The sequence below is a fragment of the Streptomyces griseorubiginosus genome, from assembly GCF_036345115.1.
Classification (GTDB): domain Bacteria; phylum Actinomycetota; class Actinomycetes; order Streptomycetales; family Streptomycetaceae; genus Streptomyces; species Streptomyces griseorubiginosus_C.
Genome location: NZ_CP107766.1, coordinates 8,414,343 through 8,430,752, shown reverse-complemented (window position 1 = coordinate 8,430,752; position 16,410 = coordinate 8,414,343). Strand labels below are relative to the sequence as shown.

Sequence of the window (16,410 nt, the reverse complement as noted above, 5' to 3'; positions counted from 1 at the left end):
AAAATTACCAGTGGTCGCCGAATACAGCCCACGACGTGAGCGGTCCCGGTTCCTACGGTTGCCGTATGCCAACCACACCACAGCTGCTGAACTCCGCCCAGGTGGCGCGTTTCGTGGCCCAGGGCTTCCTGCGCCTGGACGGCGTCGTGCCCGCGGAGATGAACGCGGAGGCGCTCGAGGCCTTCGCCGCCGGGCTGCCCTCCGTGCCGTACGGCACGCCCGTGCCGAAGGCGTTCCCCGAGGGCTCCCTCGCTCGTCGGCTCGTCGAACTGCCCGCCGTGGCGGGTGCGTTGGAGAGCCTGGTGGGTCCGGGTCCGGAGGTCGACCACCACGCCCTGCACATCCGCGAGCCGCGCGAGGGCAGCGCGCAGCCGCTGCACGCGGATGCCCTGATCGATCTGCGGCCGGACGCGTTCGACGTCCAGCTCATGTACTACCCGCAGGAGGTCACCGCGGACATGGGCGGCACGCTCGTGGTCCCCGGCACCCATCTGCGCCGGGTCAACGAGTCCGACACGGGCCGCTACCAGAACCTGCGCGGTCAGACCCGGCTGACCTGCCCGGCCGGCACGGTGATGCTGCTGCACCACGGGATCTGGCACGGCGGGCGGCGCAACGACAGCGACACCGTCCGCCACATGTACAAGATCCGCTTCAACCCGACCGTGCCGCAGGTGCGGCTGTGGGACACCGCGGACCTGGACGCCCCGGCCGTCCGCGAGGAGCTGGCGCGCTCCTTCCCCTGGTGCGAGCAGGCCACCGCCCGGCTGGAGATCCTCAACCGGGTCCGGCTGTGGCGCGTTCTGTCCGGCGACCCCGACTTCGACATCGAGCACTGGGCCACCCGTATCGACAACCGGCCCGCCGCCCAGAGGAGCACCGCGTGACTCTCCCGAACACCGTGCGTCAGCAGGTTCTCGTCCTGTATCTGGACACCTCCGCGCTCGACTCGTGGGTCAGGGGCTGGGCCCGGTACGACGGCACCGGCACCACCCGCCCCACCACCGGGGACAGCGACGAGCCGCCGTACGAGACGGGGGTCGCGGCCCTCCAGGACGGCTGGCGGCTGTTCCAGGCCTCACAGCTGGTGCCGCCGTATCCGGGGGCGGAGCACGAGACGTCGTTCCTCAAGCACGAATTCTTCTTCGAGCGGCTGGTCGACGGGGCGGAGGGCGCGGGATGAGATTCAGCTCATAGCTTCGATGGCGCAGATGTGGTCCAATACGCCATAAGTATGACGAAACGGACTCCGCCCTTCGAGGACTCACCCCAGATGACCCACCCCCGTCTGTCCGCCGGTGCCGCGCCCTTCCTCCAATCGGAGACCGTCCGGGCGCTGTCGGAGGCGGCCCGGGCCGCGGGCACGGGGCAGGCGCTGGACGAGTTGTGGACGGCCCGCCGGTTCCTGGACGGGACACCGGCGGCGGTCGCCGTCCTGGACACCGACCTGCGCTATCTGTACCTCAACGACACCCTGGCGGAGTTCAACGGGCTGCCCGTCGAGGACCACCTCGGGCGTCCCATGCCGGAGGTGATCCCGGGCTCCGGGTCCTCGGCGGAGGTGGCCCGCGAGGTGATCCGCACCGGCCGTCCGCAGACCGTCGTGTTCGACGGCCGGGTGCCCGTCGACCCGGTCGACGCTCCGCGCTGGTGGCTCGGCGCGTTCCACCGGCTCGACGGCGAGGACGGCCAGGTCCTCGGGGTGGCCGCGGTCGTCATGGAGGTCACCGAGGGCATCCGGCAGCGGGAGTCGCTGCGGCGGGCCCAGGAGCGCCTGGAGCTGCTGGAGGAGACCGCGACCCGGGTCGGCAGCACGCTGGACGCGGCCGAGGCCTGCCGGGCGCTGACCGATCTGCTGGTGCCGAGGTTCGCCGACTACGCCGCCGTGGACGTCCTCGACCCGGAGGGCACGCGCAAGGCCCCGGCCACACCGGTGCCGGTGCGGCTGCGGCGCATGGCGGTGGCGGCCGCGCCCGGTACGCCCGAGCCGCTGACCCCCATGACCAGGAGCGGCGAGGTGATCTTCCACCAGGCCAGTTCCTCGATGACCCAGGTGCTGACCGGCCACAAGCCCATGGTGCTCAACCGGCCCGACGACGACACCGTGCGCCTGCTCGCCCCGACCCGGCAGCGGCTGGAGCGCTACCGGGCCCTGGAGCTGCACTCCGTGGCCTATCTGCCGCTCATGGCCGGCGGTGAACCCGTGGGCGCAGTCATCGTCGGCCGCAGGGCGGACTCCCCCGAGTTCACGGAGGAGGACGTCGAGCTGCTGGAGCTGCTGACCGGGCGGGCCGCGACGGGCATCGGCCACGCCCTGCGCTACACCCACGAACACGAGACCGCGCTGGAGATGCAGCGCGCCTTCCTGGCGACCCCGCACACCCCGGGGCCCGGTGTGGAGATCGCCAGCCGCTATCTGCCCGCCGGGCGGGGCGCCGAGGTCGGCGGGGACTGGTTCGACGCCGTCGCCCTGCCCTGCGGACGCACCCTGCTCGTGGTCGGCGATGTCATGGGGCACGGGGTGCGGGCCGCCGCGGCGATGAGCGAGTACCGCTCACTGCTGCGCGCCCTGGCCCTCCAGGGCCTCGACCCCGACCGGCTGCTCACCGAGGCGGACCGCACGGCCCACGTGCTCGACCTGGACCGGGTCGCCACCTGTGTGCTGGCCCTGCTGGACCCCGTCGCCGGGCACGCGGTCCTGGCGACGGCCGGCCATGTCCCGCCCCTGCTGGTCCGGCCGGATGCCGTCCCCGAGCTCGCGGACCTCCCCGTCGGCCCGCCGCTGGGCACCGGCTCCGGCGGGTACGAGAGCCGGCACTGCCCGCTGCCGCCGGGCTCCCTGCTGCTCGCCTACACCGACGGGCTGGTGGAGCGGCGGGGCGAGGACATAGACCGCGGTCTCGCCGCGCTCACCGCCCTGCCCATCGCCTCCGGACACCCCCTGCCGGACATCCTCACCACCGTCCTCGACCAGCTGGCCCCGGCCAGCTCGGAGGACGACGTGACCTTGCTGGCGGCCCGCACCCACTGAGCACCCTGCCGACCCGACGGCGTCATCTTCGGCCTCCTGAAGGCCAGTTGTGACCCGGAAGGCGGTCTCGTCGCGTCCGTGTTCAGTCGGTGTTCAGTCAACGGGGTGCAGTCCCGAAGACCCCGCCCGGTGCCGTGGCGACGCGCATACGGTCCAAAGATCCGGCGGACGGACCCGGCACGGGCCCGCCGCGACCCACAGGCACAAGGGAGGCACCGTGGCGAGTGTGGAAGTGTCGCTGAAGGAGATGATGGCCGGGACGGAAGGGGCCATGGCGGCCGCGGTCGTCGACTACACCAGCGGGATGGCGCTGGGCACCCTGGGCGGGGGGAAGGACCTGGACACGACGGTCGCGGCGGCCGGCAACACCGACGTCATCCGGGCCAAGGTACGGACTATGGAACAGCTGGGCCTCAAGAGCAACATCGAGGACATCCTCATCACGCTCGAGCACCAGTACCACCTCATCCGTCTGGTGACCGGCCGCAACGGCAACGGGCTGTTCCTGTATCTGGTCCTCGACAAGGCCCGCTCGAACCTGGCGATGGCGCGCCACCAACTCAAGCGTGTGGAAGAGCAGTTGGAGGTCTAGTCCCGCTTCGGTCGGGGCCGCCGCGCGCCCACGATGTGAAGACTTCTGCAAGTCGCCACATCCACATGAGTCCAATCCGCGGCCGCCCGGCGTCCCCGACCAGCAGGATCGGCACCGACGACCCCGTACCGTCCGGCAGGGAGCGAGCGCCCCATGCAGGTCCCCCTCTACCAGGCCAAGGCGGACTTCTTCCGCATGCTCGGCCACCCGGTGCGCATCCGCGTCCTGGAGCTGCTCCAGCACGGGCCGGTGCCCGTCCGCGACCTCCTCGCCGACATCGACATCGAGCCGTCCAGCCTCTCCCAACAGCTGGCCGTCCTCCGGCGGTCGGGCATCGTCGTGTCCATCCGGGAGGGCTCCACGGTGAGTTATGCACTGGCCGGCGGTGACGTCGCCGAACTCCTGCGCGCCGCCCGCCGCATCCTCACCGAACTCCTCGCCGGCCAGAATCAGCTCCTCACCCAACTCCAGCAGGCCGACACCGCGGCAGCCCCGGCGGGGGGCGCGGCGGCAGCCCCGGCGGGGGGCGCGGTGGGTACCCCGGCAGGGGCCTCCGTGGCTGCCCCGGCAGGAGGCTCGGTGTCGTCCCAGGCGAGCCGCACCGCACCCTCCCCCGCAAGAACCCCCGCGGCCTCCCCCGCGGGCAGTCTCCTCACCGGTCGGGGCAGTTCTCGTCCGAGTCGCTGACCCGCCATCCTCCACCGCCGGTCACCTCGGCGGTGAGCGGGGCGTCGGAGGGGTGGTTGAGGCGGTACGCGGCGGCGGCCGTGCACACCAGTTGCCGTACGCCGATGTCGCTCAACGCGTCCATGCCCGCTGGGAGTTGGATGGTCATCGTGTCGCCGCGCATGGTCACCAGAGGGGTCCCGGCCGCGTCGGAACCGTCCGACGGGGGGCTCCCGGGCGCGTCGGAGGCCGCCGACGGGACCGCCATGGCGGTCGGCAGGGCAGGCACCTCGGTGGAGAGGCGGCCGGTGCTCCCCTCCCCGGCCAGCGGCCCGGCCATCAGCAGCCGCAGCGCCTCGGCGGGGTCGCCCGGCCGCCCGGTGTTGCGCGGCATCGGGACGAGTCGGCCGTTCTCGACGAAGTAGACCGGCGTGAGCGGCAGGATCCCGCTCGCGGGACCGCCCGCCTCCACCACCCCGGTCGCGGGGATCCCGCAGGAGGTGAGCGCCAACAGGGCCGGCAGTGCCAGCAACGGGACGCGGTGCAGGGCCTTCATGACCGGTACTCCTCGGTCGACTCCTCCCGCCGCAGCGGAAGTTCCACGGTGAACACGGCGCCGCCCGCCGGGTGGTCGGCGGCGCGCACGGTACCGCCGTGGAGGCGGACGTTCTCGGCGGTGATGGACAGGCCGAGGCCGCTGCCCTCAGAGCGGATCCGGGCGCTGTCGGACTTGTAGAACCGCTCGAAGACATGGGGCAGGACGTCGGGCGGGATGCCGGGCCCGCTGTCCCTGACCTCGATGACGGCCACCGTGTCGTCCCCGCTCAGGCGCACCCGCACCGGACGGGCGCCGTGCTTGAGGGCGTTGCCGACCAGGTTGGCGACGACCACGTCGACGCGGCGCGGGTCGACGCGTGCGCGGACCGCGTGCGGCGGGGGCAGTTCGGTCTCCACGGTGTCCGTCCAGCCGCGGGCGGCGAGGGTGCGCCGGATCGACTCGGCGAGGTCGATCTCGTCCAGGTGCAGCACCGCGGCGCCCGCGTCGAAGCGGGAGACCTCCATCAAGTCGTCCACGAGTCGGGCGAGTTTGACGGTCTCCTCGCTGATCAGCCGGACCGCGGTGGCGGTGTCCGGATCCAGTCGGGCGGCGTCCTCGTCGAGGACGTCGGTGACCGCGGACATCGCGGCGAGCGGGGTGCGCAGTTCGTGCGAGACGTCGGCGGCGAAACGTCGGGCCCGGGCCTCCATCTCGCGCAGCTCGGCCACCGACGTCTCCAGTGCGGCGGCCGTCTCGTTGAACGTGTGGGACAGATCGGCGAGTTCGTCGGAGCCGTTGACCGCGAGCCGGGTGTCCAGGCGCCCTTCGGCGATCCGGCGGGTGGCGTGCCGCAGCTTCCGCACCGGGACCAGCACCCCGCGCGCGGCGAGGAGGGCGAGCACCACGGCGAGCGCCAGGGCGGCCACCATGGCCCGCTCGGCGGCGGTCACCAGGGCGTCGACGTAGGCCTGTTCCGTGGTCTGCGGGACCACCAGGAAGACCCGGACCCCGGTGGCCGTGTCGTCGACGCCCTGACCGCCGAAGAGGATCGACATGCCGACGACGAGGGAGGTGCGTCCGTCGTGGCGCACCCGCTGGAAGACGGTGGCCCGGCTGGAGGCGACGGCCTCGCGCAGGGCGGGTGTCACCTCGGTGAAGGCGTCGCCGGCGGCGGAGGAGCCGGTCAGGTCCCCGTACGTCACCAGGACCCGCCAGCTGCCCTGCGACTCGGTGGCCGCCGTGTCCCGCGCGAACTTCCGCAGCGCCGACTGCTCTGGGGGAAGGGCGAGTTCGGCGGCGTGCTGGTTGAGCTGGGCCCGCAGTTGTCTGATGGTGGCGTCCTGGCTCTGCTGGAGCACTCCGGTGCGGGCCTCCCGGAAGGTGAGGGCACCGGTCGTGACGGCGGCGACGGCGGCGACCAGCCCGAAGGCCACCACCAGGCGGGCCCGGAGGCCGCGCAGCCCGCGCGTTCTCACGGCGCCGCGAATCGGTAGCCGAACCCGCGCACGGTGTGGATGTAGCGGGGTGCGCGGGGCGGCTCGGACATCTTGGTGCGCAGGCGCTTGACGCACGCGTCCACCAGGCGGGCGTCCCCGTGGTAGTCGTGCTCCCAGACCGCCTCCAGGAGTTGCTGACGGCTGAACACCTGGCCCGGCGAGGCCGTCAGGGTGAGCAGGAGTCGCAGCTCGGAGGGGGCGAGGGCGATCGGCTCGCCGTGCAGCACGACGGTCAGACCGGCACGGTCGACGGCCAGTTCACCGTAGGTGTCGATCTTCGGCAGGCCCTCGGCTCCCGGTGCGGCCCCGGCCGCCCGGCGCAGCACGGCACGTATGCGCGCGTCGAGCACCCGGGCCAGTACGGGTTTGACGACGTAGTCGTCGGCGCCGGCCTCCAGACCGACAACGATGTCCACTTCGTCACCCCGGGCCGTCGCCATGATGATCGGCAGGGTCTGGTCGAGGGTCCGTACGGTGCGGCACACCTCCAGGCCGGTCATGCCGGGCAGCATCAGATCGAGGACGACGATGTCGGGCCGGAAGGACCGCAGCCGGTCCAGCCCCTCCTCGCCGGTCGCGGCGGCGGCGACCTCATGTCCCTGTCTGCGCAGGGCCAGAGCGACGCCCTCCCGGACGGCGGGGTCGTCTTCGATCAGCAGTACACGTGACATGCGCACAGTATCCACATCGGCATGACCATGAGGAGGGTTATCGTTTCGTTACCTTCCGGGCCAGGTCCGATCACATGGCGATCACATCGTGAACGCCGTGACAGCGCACAAACGAAACCCCGGCGGCCGTCGCCGGAAGCGCTCCGCTCGGAGCGTGAGGAGCCAACTGACCGGTGGGCTCGCCGCGTTGGCGGTCTTCGCGGCCGTCGGTGGCGCGGTGGTGGCGTGGCTGCCGTCCGACGCGAAGCGGCCGTCCACGGTGGCCACGCCTTCCGGGAGTCCTGCGCCCGGGCCTTCCGAGACCCCGGCGCCGCCGCGGACCAGTGAGCCGCCGGAACCGGACAAGTCCAGCCCGCCGCCCGGCCCTTCCACGACCCCACTCCCCCGGAGCGGCCCGGGGACCTTCGTCACCGCGCCCGGCGAGAGCGGGAAGGTCGGCAAGGGCACGCCCCTGCGCTACCGGGTCGAGGTGGAGAAGGGCATCGCGATCTCCCCGAAGGACGTGGCCGAGCAGGTGGAGCGGACCCTGGCCGACCCACGCGGCTGGACGGCCGACGGCCACTCGGCGTTCCAGCGGGTGGCCGACGGCCCGACCGACTTCCGCGTCCGCCTCGCCACCCCGGCGACCGTGGACAAGTTCTGCGCCGAGGGCGGCCTCGACACCGGCGGCAAGGTCAACTGCAGCGTCAACCGCAACGTGATGGTCAACCTCAGACGCTGGGTCCTGGCCACCGAGTTCTACACCAAGGACGTCGTCGGGTACCGCTCGCTGATCATCAACCACGAAGTCGGCCACTTCCTCGGCCACGGCCATGTCACCTGTCCCGGCGAGGGGCAGCCGGCCCCGGCGATGATGCAGCAGATCAAGGGCCTGCTCGGCTGCGTTCCCAATGTCTGGCCGTACGACAGCGACGGCCGTCCGATCACGGGCCCCGCCGTCCCGTGATGCCTTGATCCCCCAACGAACTGGAGTTCCAATGGAGTTACGCGTACGCCACAGACACGCGGCCATGGCCGCGGGAGTGGCTTCCGCGAGCCTGGTCCTCGCCGGGCTTCCGGCCGGTGCGGGAGCCGTCGGCGAGGTGCCGGCGAAGAGCGCCCGTACGGCCTCGGCGGTGAAGACCGTCACCCTCGTCACCGGCGACCGGGTCCTGGTGGACGCCACCGGGCAGGTGTCCGGGGTGCGGCGTGCGGCGGGCCGGGCGGGCATGCCGTTCTCGGTCCGGGTCGTCGCCGGGCACACCCGGGTCGTTCCCGGTGACGCCCAACTGCTGCTGGCCCAGGGCAAGTTGGATCCGCGCCTGTTCGACGTCACCCAGCTGGTCGAGGACGGTTACGACGACGCGGGCCGCTCCGACCTGCCGCTGATCGTCACGTTCCGCGGCAAGAAGGCCCCTGCCACGAGCCCGTTCACCGAGGCCGGGGCGCGGATGGGCCGGCAGCTGCCGGTCGTCAACGGCAGGGCGATGCGCTCCGCGAAGAAGCGCGGCGCCGGGTTCTGGAAGGCGGTGACCCACAACTCCACGGCGGGGACAGCGCAGTTCACCGCCGCGGCCGGCGTGGAGAAGCTGTGGCTCGACGGCAAGCGTCAGGCCTCCCTGGACCGCAGCGTCCCGCAGATCGGCGCACCGACCGCGTGGGCAGCCGGCTTCGACGGCACCGGCACCAAGGTCGCCGTCCTGGACACGGGTATCGACACCGGCCACCCCGACCTGGCCGGCAAGGTGGCCGCGGAGCGGGACTTCAGCGGCACCGGCAGCCCCGGCGACAAGTTCGGCCACGGCACCCATGTGGCGTCCACGGTGGCGGGCAGCGGCGCGAAGTCGGGCGGGAAGTACAAGGGCGTCGCGCCGGGCGCCCGGCTCCTGAACGGCAAGGTGCTCGACGACTGGGGCGAGGGCTCCGACTCCGGGATCATCGCCGGCATGGAGTGGGCGGTGGCGCAGGGCGCGGACGTCGTCAACCTCAGCCTCGGCGGCACCGACCTGCCCGGCATCGACCCGTTGGAGGAGACCGTCAACCGGCTCTCCGCCGAGTCCGACACCCTCTTCGTCATCGCGGCCGGCAACGAGGGGTCCGGCGAGCGGACCGTCGGCTCGCCCGGCAGCGCCGCGTCCGCGCTCACCGTGGGCGCGGTCGACAAGTCCGACGCCCTGGCCGACTTCTCCAGCCGCGGTCCGCGCGTCGGCGACAGCGGGGTCAAGCCCGACCTGACCGCGCCGGGCGTCGCCATCACGGCCGCGTCCGCCGCCGGCAGCGTCCTGGCCGAGCACTACCCCTCGGACATCCCCGGCTATCTCACGATCGACGGCACCTCCATGGCCACCCCGCATGTCGCGGGTGCCGCGGCGATCCTCGCCCAGCAGCACCCCGACTGGAGCGGCGAGAGCATCAAGGCGGTGCTGACCGGCTCCACGAAGCCCGGCGCGTACAGCTCCTTCCAGCAGGGCACCGGACGGGTCGACCTGGTCCGGGCCCTGAAGGAGAACGTCGTCACCGAGCAGGGCCCGCTCGACTTCGGCGTCCAGCAGTGGCCGCACGACGACGACACGGCGCGGACCAAGCAGCTCACCTACCGCAACCTCGGTACCGAGCCGGTCACCCTCGACCTGACGGTGGACGCGTACGGGGTGGACCAGAAGCCCGCCGCCGAGGGCATGTTCACCGTCTCCCCGCAGCGGCTCACCGTCCCGGCGGGCGGTGAGGCGAGCGCCGAGGTGACGGCGGACACCCGAGCGGGCGGCACCGACGGCGGCTTCGGCGGCTCGGTGTCGGCCACGTCCGCGGACGGCACGGTGCAGGTGCGGTCCGCCGTGGGCGTGGAGCGCGAGGTCGAGTCGTACAGCCTGACCCTCAGGCACACCGACGAGGACGGCAAGGCGACCGGCGACGCGGTGACCTCCGTAGCGGACCTGTACGGCAGCTTCTACGCCGACTACGCCGACGAGCAGGACGGCGAGCTGACGGTCCGGCTGCCCAAGGCCGACTACCTCCTCACCGGGGTGATCCACCCCTCGACCGCCTCCGCCGAGCACGCCGTGCTGGTGCAGCCCAGGCTGACCCTGGACAAGGACACGACCGTCGAGGTCGACGCCCGGCAGGCGAAGCCGGTGGACATCACCGTGCCGGACCCGGCGGCCGTCAACGACGACGCCTCGGTCACGGTCGAGTACGGGCGGGGCGAGGGACGTGACGACGCCCATCTCGAGTTCCTGATGCCCAGCTTCGAGGGCTCCCGGTTCGGGCGGCTCGGCCCGGACGACTCGGTGACGGGACTGACCTCGCTGTTCTCGGGCGGCTGGACCGGCAAGGACAAGGACGGCAGGCCGGTCAACTACCACCTGGGCTGGTACCGGGAGGACAGTCTGGACGGTTTCACCGCGAACGTCGCGCGCAAGCAGCTGGCCAAGGTGAACCTGGAGGTGGGTGAGCCGCTCGACGGCCGGCGCGTCCAGGCCCAGGTGACCCCGCACCTGCCCGACGGCAGCCTGGTGAGCAGCTACACCGACATGCGCGGCGACCTGCCGTACCGGAGCACCGAGTACATCCTCGACAACGGCGTGAAGTGGTCGGCGCGTACCTGGCAGCGGTTCGGTGAGGGCGAGGAGGCGGTCTTCGAGGGCTTCCAGATGCGGATGCCGAGGGCATGGAAGGCCGGCCGCACCTACGACGAGCGGTTCGCCGTCGGTGTCTTCGGGCCGGTCCAGAACGGCCCGGACGACCTCGGACCGGGCAGGGGCTACCCGGGCGTCGGCCGCGACGGGAACACCCTGAGGGTCTTCCTGCCGCTGTTCGGCGACGGCTCCGGACACTGGGGGCTCAGCAACCTGACCTCGGTGACGTCCAGGCTGGAGACGAACGGCAAGGAGATCGCCGACGACTACGGCATCCAGCCGACCACCGACCCGACGGAGTACACGCTGCCCGCCGAGGACACCGCGTACCGGCTGACGGTGGACAACTCCCGTGACCCGGCCGTGTATCCGGTCAGCACCCGGGTCCACGCGGAGTGGACCTTCCGTTCGGCGAAGACCCCCGGGGGCGAGTTCGCGGCGGTGCCGCTGTCCACGGTCCGCTTCAGCCCGAAGCTGACGCCGGCGAGCACCGCGAAGGCCGGCAGGCGCTTCGAGGTGCCCTTCACCGTCGAGGGCGCGGCGGCCGGACAGCGCCCGGCGAAGCTGGCCTTCCAGGTGTCGTACGACGACGGGAGGACCTGGCGGTCCGCCCGGTCCGTCGGCGGCAGCCACCTCTCGCTGAAGCACCCGGCGAAGGCGGGCTCCGTCTCGCTGCGCGCGGAGCTGACCGACCGGGCGGGCAACACCCTGACCCAGACGATCGAGAGGGCCTACCTGATCACCGAGTGACCCGCACACACCTGCCGGTGCCCGGGACGGCCGCATCGCCGTTCCGGGCACCGGCGTTCCCCGACGACCACGGGGGAGCGAAGCGCGGCCGAAGGCGCCCTACCCGGGCCGGGCGTGGCCGGGGACACTGAGGCGTTGGGCACCGGCGCGGTCCCGTCCACCGTCCGTCCTCGGGAGGCTTCCGTGATGAGAGCTCGCCGTACCGGCTTCAGACGACCGCGGCTGATCGCCTCGATGGCCGGCCTGCTCGTGGCGTCCGCGCTCGCGATGTCCGACGCGGGCGCGGCGACAGCGGTACCCGCGGCCCCCACCGCGCCCTCCGCTGCCTCGGTCGCCGGCGCCGCCACCGCCGTCGAGTCCCTCGCGGTCGCCGGGACGAGCTGGGCCGTCGACGAACACACCGGAAGACTACGGGTGTTCGCGGACTCCACGGTCTCGGCGGCGGACCTGGCCAGGGTCCGGCGGGCCACCGCGGGCGCCGCGACCCTCGAACGGCTCGACGGCCGGCTGCGCACCCTCCTCTCGGGCGGCGACGGCATCTACACGGCCGGGTGGCGCTGCTCGGCCGGGGTCAATGTGCAGAGCGGCTCCACCTACTACTTCGTGACCGCCGGCCACTGCACCGAGGGCGCGTCCACCTGGTACACCGGCTCCGCCATGACCACGGCGATCGGACCCACCGTTGGCACGAGCTTCCCGAGCAATGACTACGGCGTCGTCCGGCACTCCAACCCGGCCGTCCCGCACCCCGGCACCGTCGGAACCGTCGACGTCACCGGCACCGCTACGCCCCACGTCGGCCAGAGCGTCTGCCGCCGGGGTTCCACCACCGGCGTCCGCTGCGGTGTGGTCACCGGACTGAACGCGACCGTCAACTACGGGGGCGGAGACGTCGTCTCCGGGCTCATCCAGACGAACATCTGCGCGGAGCCCGGCGACAGCGGCGGCCCCCTCTACGCGGGCGACAAGGTCGTCGGGATCCTCTCCGGCGGCTCCGGGAACTGCACCACCGGAGGAACCACCTACTACCAGCCGATCCAGGAAGTACTGAACGCCTACGGGCTGTCCGTCTACTGAGCCCTCGACTCCCGGGCTCCGGGCACGCGTTGCCGCCCGGAGCCGTCCCGCCCGTTCAAGGCACAGCCGTCGACGGCGGACGGCTCCCGGACGGACCGGCGTAGGGTTTGCCGATGCCTCCCCTGAACCTGCGTCATGCGGTCCGCGCGATTGTGCTGGACGAGGAGAACCGGATCCTGCTGTGCAGGTTCGCCCTTCCGGAGACGGTGGTCTGGGCCCCTCCCGGAGGAGGCGTCGAGCCCGGCGAGACACCTCACGCGGCGCTGCGCCGCGAACTGCGCGAGGAGACCGGACTGGTGCTGGACGGGACGCCGCCGCAGGTGGGCATCGGAGGGTGGTCGATCCCGGCCATGTGAACGGGTACGACGGCACGGTCCAGGACTACTTCCTCGTCCGCACCGCTGCCTTCCGGCCGGACGGCGCCCTGTCGGGTGAGGACCTGGCGGCCGAGAACATCGCGGGGTTCCGCTGGTGGCGGCCGTCGGAGCTCACCGGCTACCAGGGGCCGGATCTCTTCGGGCCGCGTGATCTCGCGGACCTCCTCACCGGGTTGCTCAGGGACGGAGTCCCCGACGAGCCGCTGGAGCTGGGGCTGTGAGGCCGGTTCGGTGCGGCGTCGGGTGACCACCCGGGTGAGGCAGGGCCCACCTCGCTCGCCGCGCCGCCCCTAGCGATCCGTCCAGCCGCGACTCAGAGCCGGCTGGCCGGTGCCGTACGCGGCGCGTTGTCCGGTCACCCACTCACGCACCTCGCCCGCGGACTCGGCCACGGTCCGCCCGGTGGTGTCGACCAGATGGGTGCGCCAGCGGGGATCTTCCGCGGTCCACCCCGTCCAGCGGTGCCAGGCCATGTCCGGCCAGGCGCCGGTGGTGAGGACGTTCGGCCGGTGGCGGGGGTCGCGGGCGTGACCGCGGTGCCAGGCCGCCCAGTTGAGGAACCGGTCGACGGCGGGGGCGTCCCAGCGCCCGCCGTCCCGTGCGGTGAGCCGGTGGCGTCGCACTTCGTCGGCGACGTCGACCAGGCACAGCGCGATGCCGTCCAACAGGGGTGCGGAGGGCGCGGCCAGCACCTCCCCCAGCGGTGACTGACCGGTCAGCAGGAGGTCGAGTCCGCGGTCCTGGTACTCCAGCGCACGCCGCACCCAGTGCTCGGTCGCGCGGTGCCGCCAGCGGACGTCGGCATCCGCGGGCACCCCGACCTCGTCGAAGTCGTGCACGACGACCCCCTGGAGACGGTCGGCCACGGCGAACGCGAGGGTCGTCTTGCCCGAACAGCTCGATCCGGTCAGCTTGAGCAGCATCCGGCCAGGGTCGCGCTCAACGACCGCGCCCTCAACCGGATTTCAGCAAGACTTGTCGGATCACCCCTCATACATCCGAGGTAAGCGCGGCCCTGCCCATCCCTCGCTCATCCCAAGAAACTCAGCCTCACCTTGCGGTGGGCATTGTCTACGTTGGTGTCCACCAGGCACACCGACTGCCAAGTCCCGAGCTCCAGGCGGCCGTTGAGCACCGGTAGGGTCGCGTGGGGTGGGACGAGGGCGGGGAGGACGTGGTCGCGGCCGTGGCCGGGGCTGCCGTGGCGGTGCTGCCAGCGGTCGTCGGCGGGCAGGAGGGTGTGGAGGGCGGCGAGGAGGTCGTCGTCGCTGCCGGCGCCCGTCTCGATGACGGCGACCCCGGCCGTGGCGTGCGGGACGAAGACATTGAGGAGGCCGTCGCGGCCGGCGGCCGCCTCCCGCAGGAAGGCCTCGCAGTCGCCGGTGAGGTCGACGATCCGCTCCGACGAACCGGAGGACACGTTCAGGACTCGGGTGGTGAAAGCGTCTGACATGCCCCCATCCTCACCCCTGCGGCCGGATTCACTCCTCATCACCTGCTCATCCTTCGGTACGGCAGGTCCACTCCGCGAGACACCGTTGACCGTGGTCACGCCGACTGGCTAGTTTCTGGCGCATGTTGCGTTCAGTCCTGCTCACCACGCGCGGTCACATCGACCTGCTGCGGGTGGCCTCCGCCGCGTGTCGCCGCGGCCGCTGACGCCTTCGCACCCCCTCCCCACGCCTGCGCTCCGCCCTACCCGCACGTCCAGTCCGCGCTGATCTCCGATCCTTGACGCACGGCTGACGCGGCGGCGCCCGGCCGCCTTCCCCCACGCCGTCCCACCTCATCGGCCGCTTTCCCTCCGTGGAGCTCCTCATGAGCATCAGCCATGCCCCGCCCGGCTCTCCAGAACCCGATATTTCGGAAATAGCCCGCAAAGAACCCGCTCACTTCGAAGCCGCCGCTACCGACGCAACCGCCACCGGCACGGGCACAGGCACGGGCACCCCCGTCGACCTCGAACCCATCGTCCCCACCTCCTCCCGCCGCACCCGCGTCCCCCGCTGGCTGCGCCGCACCACCGGCCCCGTCCTGCTGCTCGCGCTGTGGCAACTCCTCAGCGCCACCGGCGTGCTGACCGCCGACGTGCTCGCCTCACCCGGTCGGATCGCCCAGGTGGCGGGCGATCTGATCGCCGACGGCTCGCTCGCCTCCGCGATGACGACCTCGCTCCAGCGGGTCGCGGGCGGGCTGCTGCTCGGCGCCCTCATCGGCACCGGACTCGCCCTCGTCTCGGGCCTGTTCAGGGTCGGCGAGGACATCGTGGACGCCCCGGTCCAGATGCTGCGGACCGTTCCGTTCGTCGGCCTGATCCCGCTGTTCATCATCTGGTTCGGCATCGGCGAGGCCCCCAAGATCGCCATCATCACGCTGGGCGTGACCTTCCCGCTCTACCTCAACGTCTACGCCGGCATCCGGGGCGTGGACTCCCAGCTGATCGAGGCCGGGGAGTCCCTCGGACTCTCCCGCTGGGGACTCGTCCGGCATGTCATCCTGCCGGGCGCGCTGCCCGGCGCGATGACCGGTCTGCGCTACTCCCTCGGCATCGCCTGGCTGGCGCTCGTCTTCGCCGAGCAGGTCAACGCGGACTCCGGCATCGGCTTCCTGATGGTGCAGGCGCGGGACTTCCTGCGCACCGACGTCATCGTGGTCTGCCTGATCGTCTACGCCTTCCTCGGCCTGCTGGCCGACTTCATCGTCCGCTCCCTCGAAAGGCTGCTGCTGCAATGGCGACCGACGTTCACCGGCCGGTGACCCCCCAGACGTCCGAGGCCGTGAAGGCTTCCGAAGCCACCGCGGCCGCCGAAGCCACCGAGCCCGGCCACGCGACCGGAACCAGCGAAGTCACCGAGACTCCCGGCGCCACCCCGGCCCCCCGCCCCTCCCCGGCCGTCCGGGTCGAAGGCCTGACCCGTTCCTTCGACGGACGTGCCGTCATAGACGACCTCCGACTGGAGGTCCGCCAGGGCGAGTTCGTGGCCCTGCTCGGCCGCAGCGGCTGCGGGAAGTCCACCCTGCTCAGGATCCTCGCCGGGCTCGACCGGGACATCGAGGGCACCGTCCTGGTCCCGCGCCGCAAGGCCGTCGCCTTCCAGGCACCCCGGCTGATGCCGTGGAAGAAGGTGTGGCGCAACGTCCTGCTCGGCCTGCCCGGCAAGCCCGCCCGCCCCGTCGCCGATCAGGCCTTGGAGGAGGTCGGCCTCGGTCACCGCAGTGACGCCTGGCCCAAGACCCTCTCTGGCGGTGAGGCCCAACGCGCCTCCCTGGCCAGGGCGTTGGTGCGCGAGCCCGATCTCCTGCTGCTGGACGAGCCGTTCGGTGCCCTCGACGCCCTCACCCGGATCAAGGCCCAGCGCCTGGTGGGCGAGTTGTGGCAGCGCCGCGGCTGCGCGGTGCTCCTGGTGACGCACGACGTCGAGGAGGCCGTCCTGCTCGCCGACCGGGTGCTCGTGATGGACGACGGCGTCATCGCGCACGAGCAGCAGATAGACCTCGACCGGCCGCGCGACATCACCGATCCCCGGTTCGCGGAGCTCCGCGGACAGCTCCTGGAACGCCTCGGCGTCGACACCGCCGCCGAAGCAGCCTGAACTCC

The 16,410-nt window shown here is 72.2% G+C and carries 17 protein-coding genes and 1 pseudogene; 13 read left to right on the top strand and 5 right to left on the bottom strand.

Annotated features, from left to right (window positions below):
• Positions 1 to 65: 65 nt before the first annotated feature.
• The 5 genes and pseudogenes from OHN19_RS38065 to OHN19_RS38045 form a co-directional block, all read left to right on the top strand.
• Positions 66 to 887 (top strand): phytanoyl-CoA dioxygenase family protein, encoded by an 822-nt coding sequence (locus tag OHN19_RS38065; RefSeq protein WP_330268548.1) that lies wholly within the window; start codon positions 66 to 68, stop codon positions 885 to 887.
• Positions 884 to 1,183, top strand: coding sequence for a hypothetical protein (locus OHN19_RS38060; RefSeq protein ID WP_330268547.1), 300 nt, complete (start codon positions 884 to 886; stop codon positions 1,181 to 1,183). The genes OHN19_RS38065 and OHN19_RS38060 overlap by 4 nt, the downstream gene beginning before the upstream one ends.
• A gap of 51 nt (positions 1,184 to 1,234) precedes the next feature.
• Positions 1,235 to 3,031, top strand: coding sequence for a SpoIIE family protein phosphatase (locus tag OHN19_RS38055; RefSeq protein ID WP_330268546.1), 1,797 nt, complete (start codon positions 1,235 to 1,237; stop codon positions 3,029 to 3,031).
• 217 nt (positions 3,032 to 3,248) lie between these two features.
• Positions 3,249 to 3,623, top strand: a complete 375-nt coding sequence (locus tag OHN19_RS38050) for a hypothetical protein (RefSeq protein WP_174269059.1) — start codon at positions 3,249 to 3,251, stop codon at positions 3,621 to 3,623.
• Between the two features lie 153 nt (positions 3,624 to 3,776).
• Positions 3,777 to 4,121 (top strand): annotated as a pseudogene (locus OHN19_RS38045) (ArsR/SmtB family transcription factor); the annotation flags it as partial.
• A gap of 154 nt (positions 4,122 to 4,275) precedes the next feature.
• On the opposite strand, the gene OHN19_RS38040 reads toward OHN19_RS38045, so the two are convergent.
• The 3 genes from OHN19_RS38040 to OHN19_RS38030 are packed head-to-tail and all read right to left on the bottom strand — an operon-like array spanning position 4,276 to position 6,994.
• A complete protein-coding gene (locus OHN19_RS38040) occupies positions 4,276 to 4,845 on the bottom strand; it encodes a hypothetical protein (RefSeq protein ID WP_330268545.1) in 570 nt (189 codons plus the stop codon).
• The gene (locus OHN19_RS38035) at positions 4,842 to 6,302 is read right to left on the bottom strand and encodes a HAMP domain-containing sensor histidine kinase (RefSeq protein WP_330268544.1); all 1,461 of its coding nucleotides are present in this window, start codon (positions 6,300 to 6,302) and stop codon (positions 4,842 to 4,844) included. The genes OHN19_RS38040 and OHN19_RS38035 overlap by 4 nt, the downstream gene beginning before the upstream one ends.
• Positions 6,299 to 6,994, bottom strand: a complete 696-nt coding sequence (locus tag OHN19_RS38030; RefSeq protein ID WP_330268543.1) for a response regulator transcription factor — start codon at positions 6,992 to 6,994, stop codon at positions 6,299 to 6,301. Before OHN19_RS38030 ends, OHN19_RS38035 begins: the two co-directional genes overlap by 4 nt.
• A gap of 154 nt (positions 6,995 to 7,148) precedes the next feature.
• Between OHN19_RS38030 and OHN19_RS38025 the strand changes: the two genes are divergently transcribed.
• The 5 genes from OHN19_RS38025 to OHN19_RS44030 all read left to right on the top strand — a co-directional run bounded on the left by OHN19_RS38025 (position 7,149) and on the right by OHN19_RS44030 (position 13,033).
• Entirely contained in the window at positions 7,149 to 7,940 is a 792-nt protein-coding gene (locus OHN19_RS38025) for a DUF3152 domain-containing protein (protein WP_330268542.1), read from the top strand.
• A gap of 64 nt (positions 7,941 to 8,004) precedes the next feature.
• On the top strand, positions 8,005 to 11,358 hold the full coding sequence (locus OHN19_RS38020) for a S8 family serine peptidase (protein WP_330268541.1): 3,354 nt from the start codon (positions 8,005 to 8,007) through the stop codon (positions 11,356 to 11,358).
• A gap of 186 nt (positions 11,359 to 11,544) precedes the next feature.
• Complete coding sequence (locus OHN19_RS38015) at positions 11,545 to 12,435, top strand: S1 family peptidase (RefSeq protein WP_330268540.1); 891 nt, start codon at positions 11,545 to 11,547, stop codon at positions 12,433 to 12,435.
• 113 nt (positions 12,436 to 12,548) lie between these two features.
• Positions 12,549 to 12,791 carry an NUDIX domain-containing protein gene (locus tag OHN19_RS44035; RefSeq protein WP_391193799.1) on the top strand — a complete coding sequence of 81 codons (243 nt, stop codon included), beginning with the start codon at positions 12,549 to 12,551 and terminating at the stop codon, positions 12,789 to 12,791.
• On the top strand, positions 12,770 to 13,033 hold the full coding sequence (locus OHN19_RS44030; protein ID WP_419249708.1) for a hypothetical protein: 264 nt from the start codon (positions 12,770 to 12,772) through the stop codon (positions 13,031 to 13,033). Before OHN19_RS44035 ends, OHN19_RS44030 begins: the two co-directional genes overlap by 22 nt.
• A gap of 69 nt (positions 13,034 to 13,102) precedes the next feature.
• On the opposite strand, the gene OHN19_RS38005 is transcribed toward OHN19_RS44030, so the two are convergent.
• Both OHN19_RS38005 and OHN19_RS38000 read right to left on the bottom strand, forming a co-directional pair.
• A complete protein-coding gene (locus OHN19_RS38005) occupies positions 13,103 to 13,735 on the bottom strand; it encodes a hypothetical protein (protein ID WP_330268539.1) in 633 nt (210 codons plus the stop codon).
• Between the two features lie 107 nt (positions 13,736 to 13,842).
• Positions 13,843 to 14,265 carry a secondary thiamine-phosphate synthase enzyme YjbQ gene (locus OHN19_RS38000; protein WP_330268538.1) on the bottom strand — a complete coding sequence of 141 codons (423 nt, stop codon included), beginning with the start codon at positions 14,263 to 14,265 and terminating at the stop codon, positions 13,843 to 13,845.
• 122 nt (positions 14,266 to 14,387) lie between these two features.
• Here OHN19_RS38000 and OHN19_RS44025 point away from each other — a divergent pair, with 122 nt between their 5' ends.
• The 3 genes from OHN19_RS44025 (at position 14,388) to OHN19_RS37990 (ending at position 16,405) form a co-directional block, all read left to right on the top strand.
• A complete protein-coding gene (locus tag OHN19_RS44025) occupies positions 14,388 to 14,471 on the top strand; it encodes a putative leader peptide (protein WP_352340592.1) in 84 nt (27 codons plus the stop codon).
• A gap of 159 nt (positions 14,472 to 14,630) precedes the next feature.
• Positions 14,631 to 15,569, top strand: a complete 939-nt coding sequence (locus OHN19_RS37995; protein ID WP_330268537.1) for an ABC transporter permease — start codon at positions 14,631 to 14,633, stop codon at positions 15,567 to 15,569.
• Entirely contained in the window at positions 15,542 to 16,405 is an 864-nt protein-coding gene (locus OHN19_RS37990; RefSeq protein WP_330268536.1) for an ABC transporter ATP-binding protein, read from the top strand. The genes OHN19_RS37995 and OHN19_RS37990 overlap by 28 nt, the downstream gene beginning before the upstream one ends.
• The last annotated feature ends 5 nt before the right edge of the window (positions 16,406 to 16,410 follow it).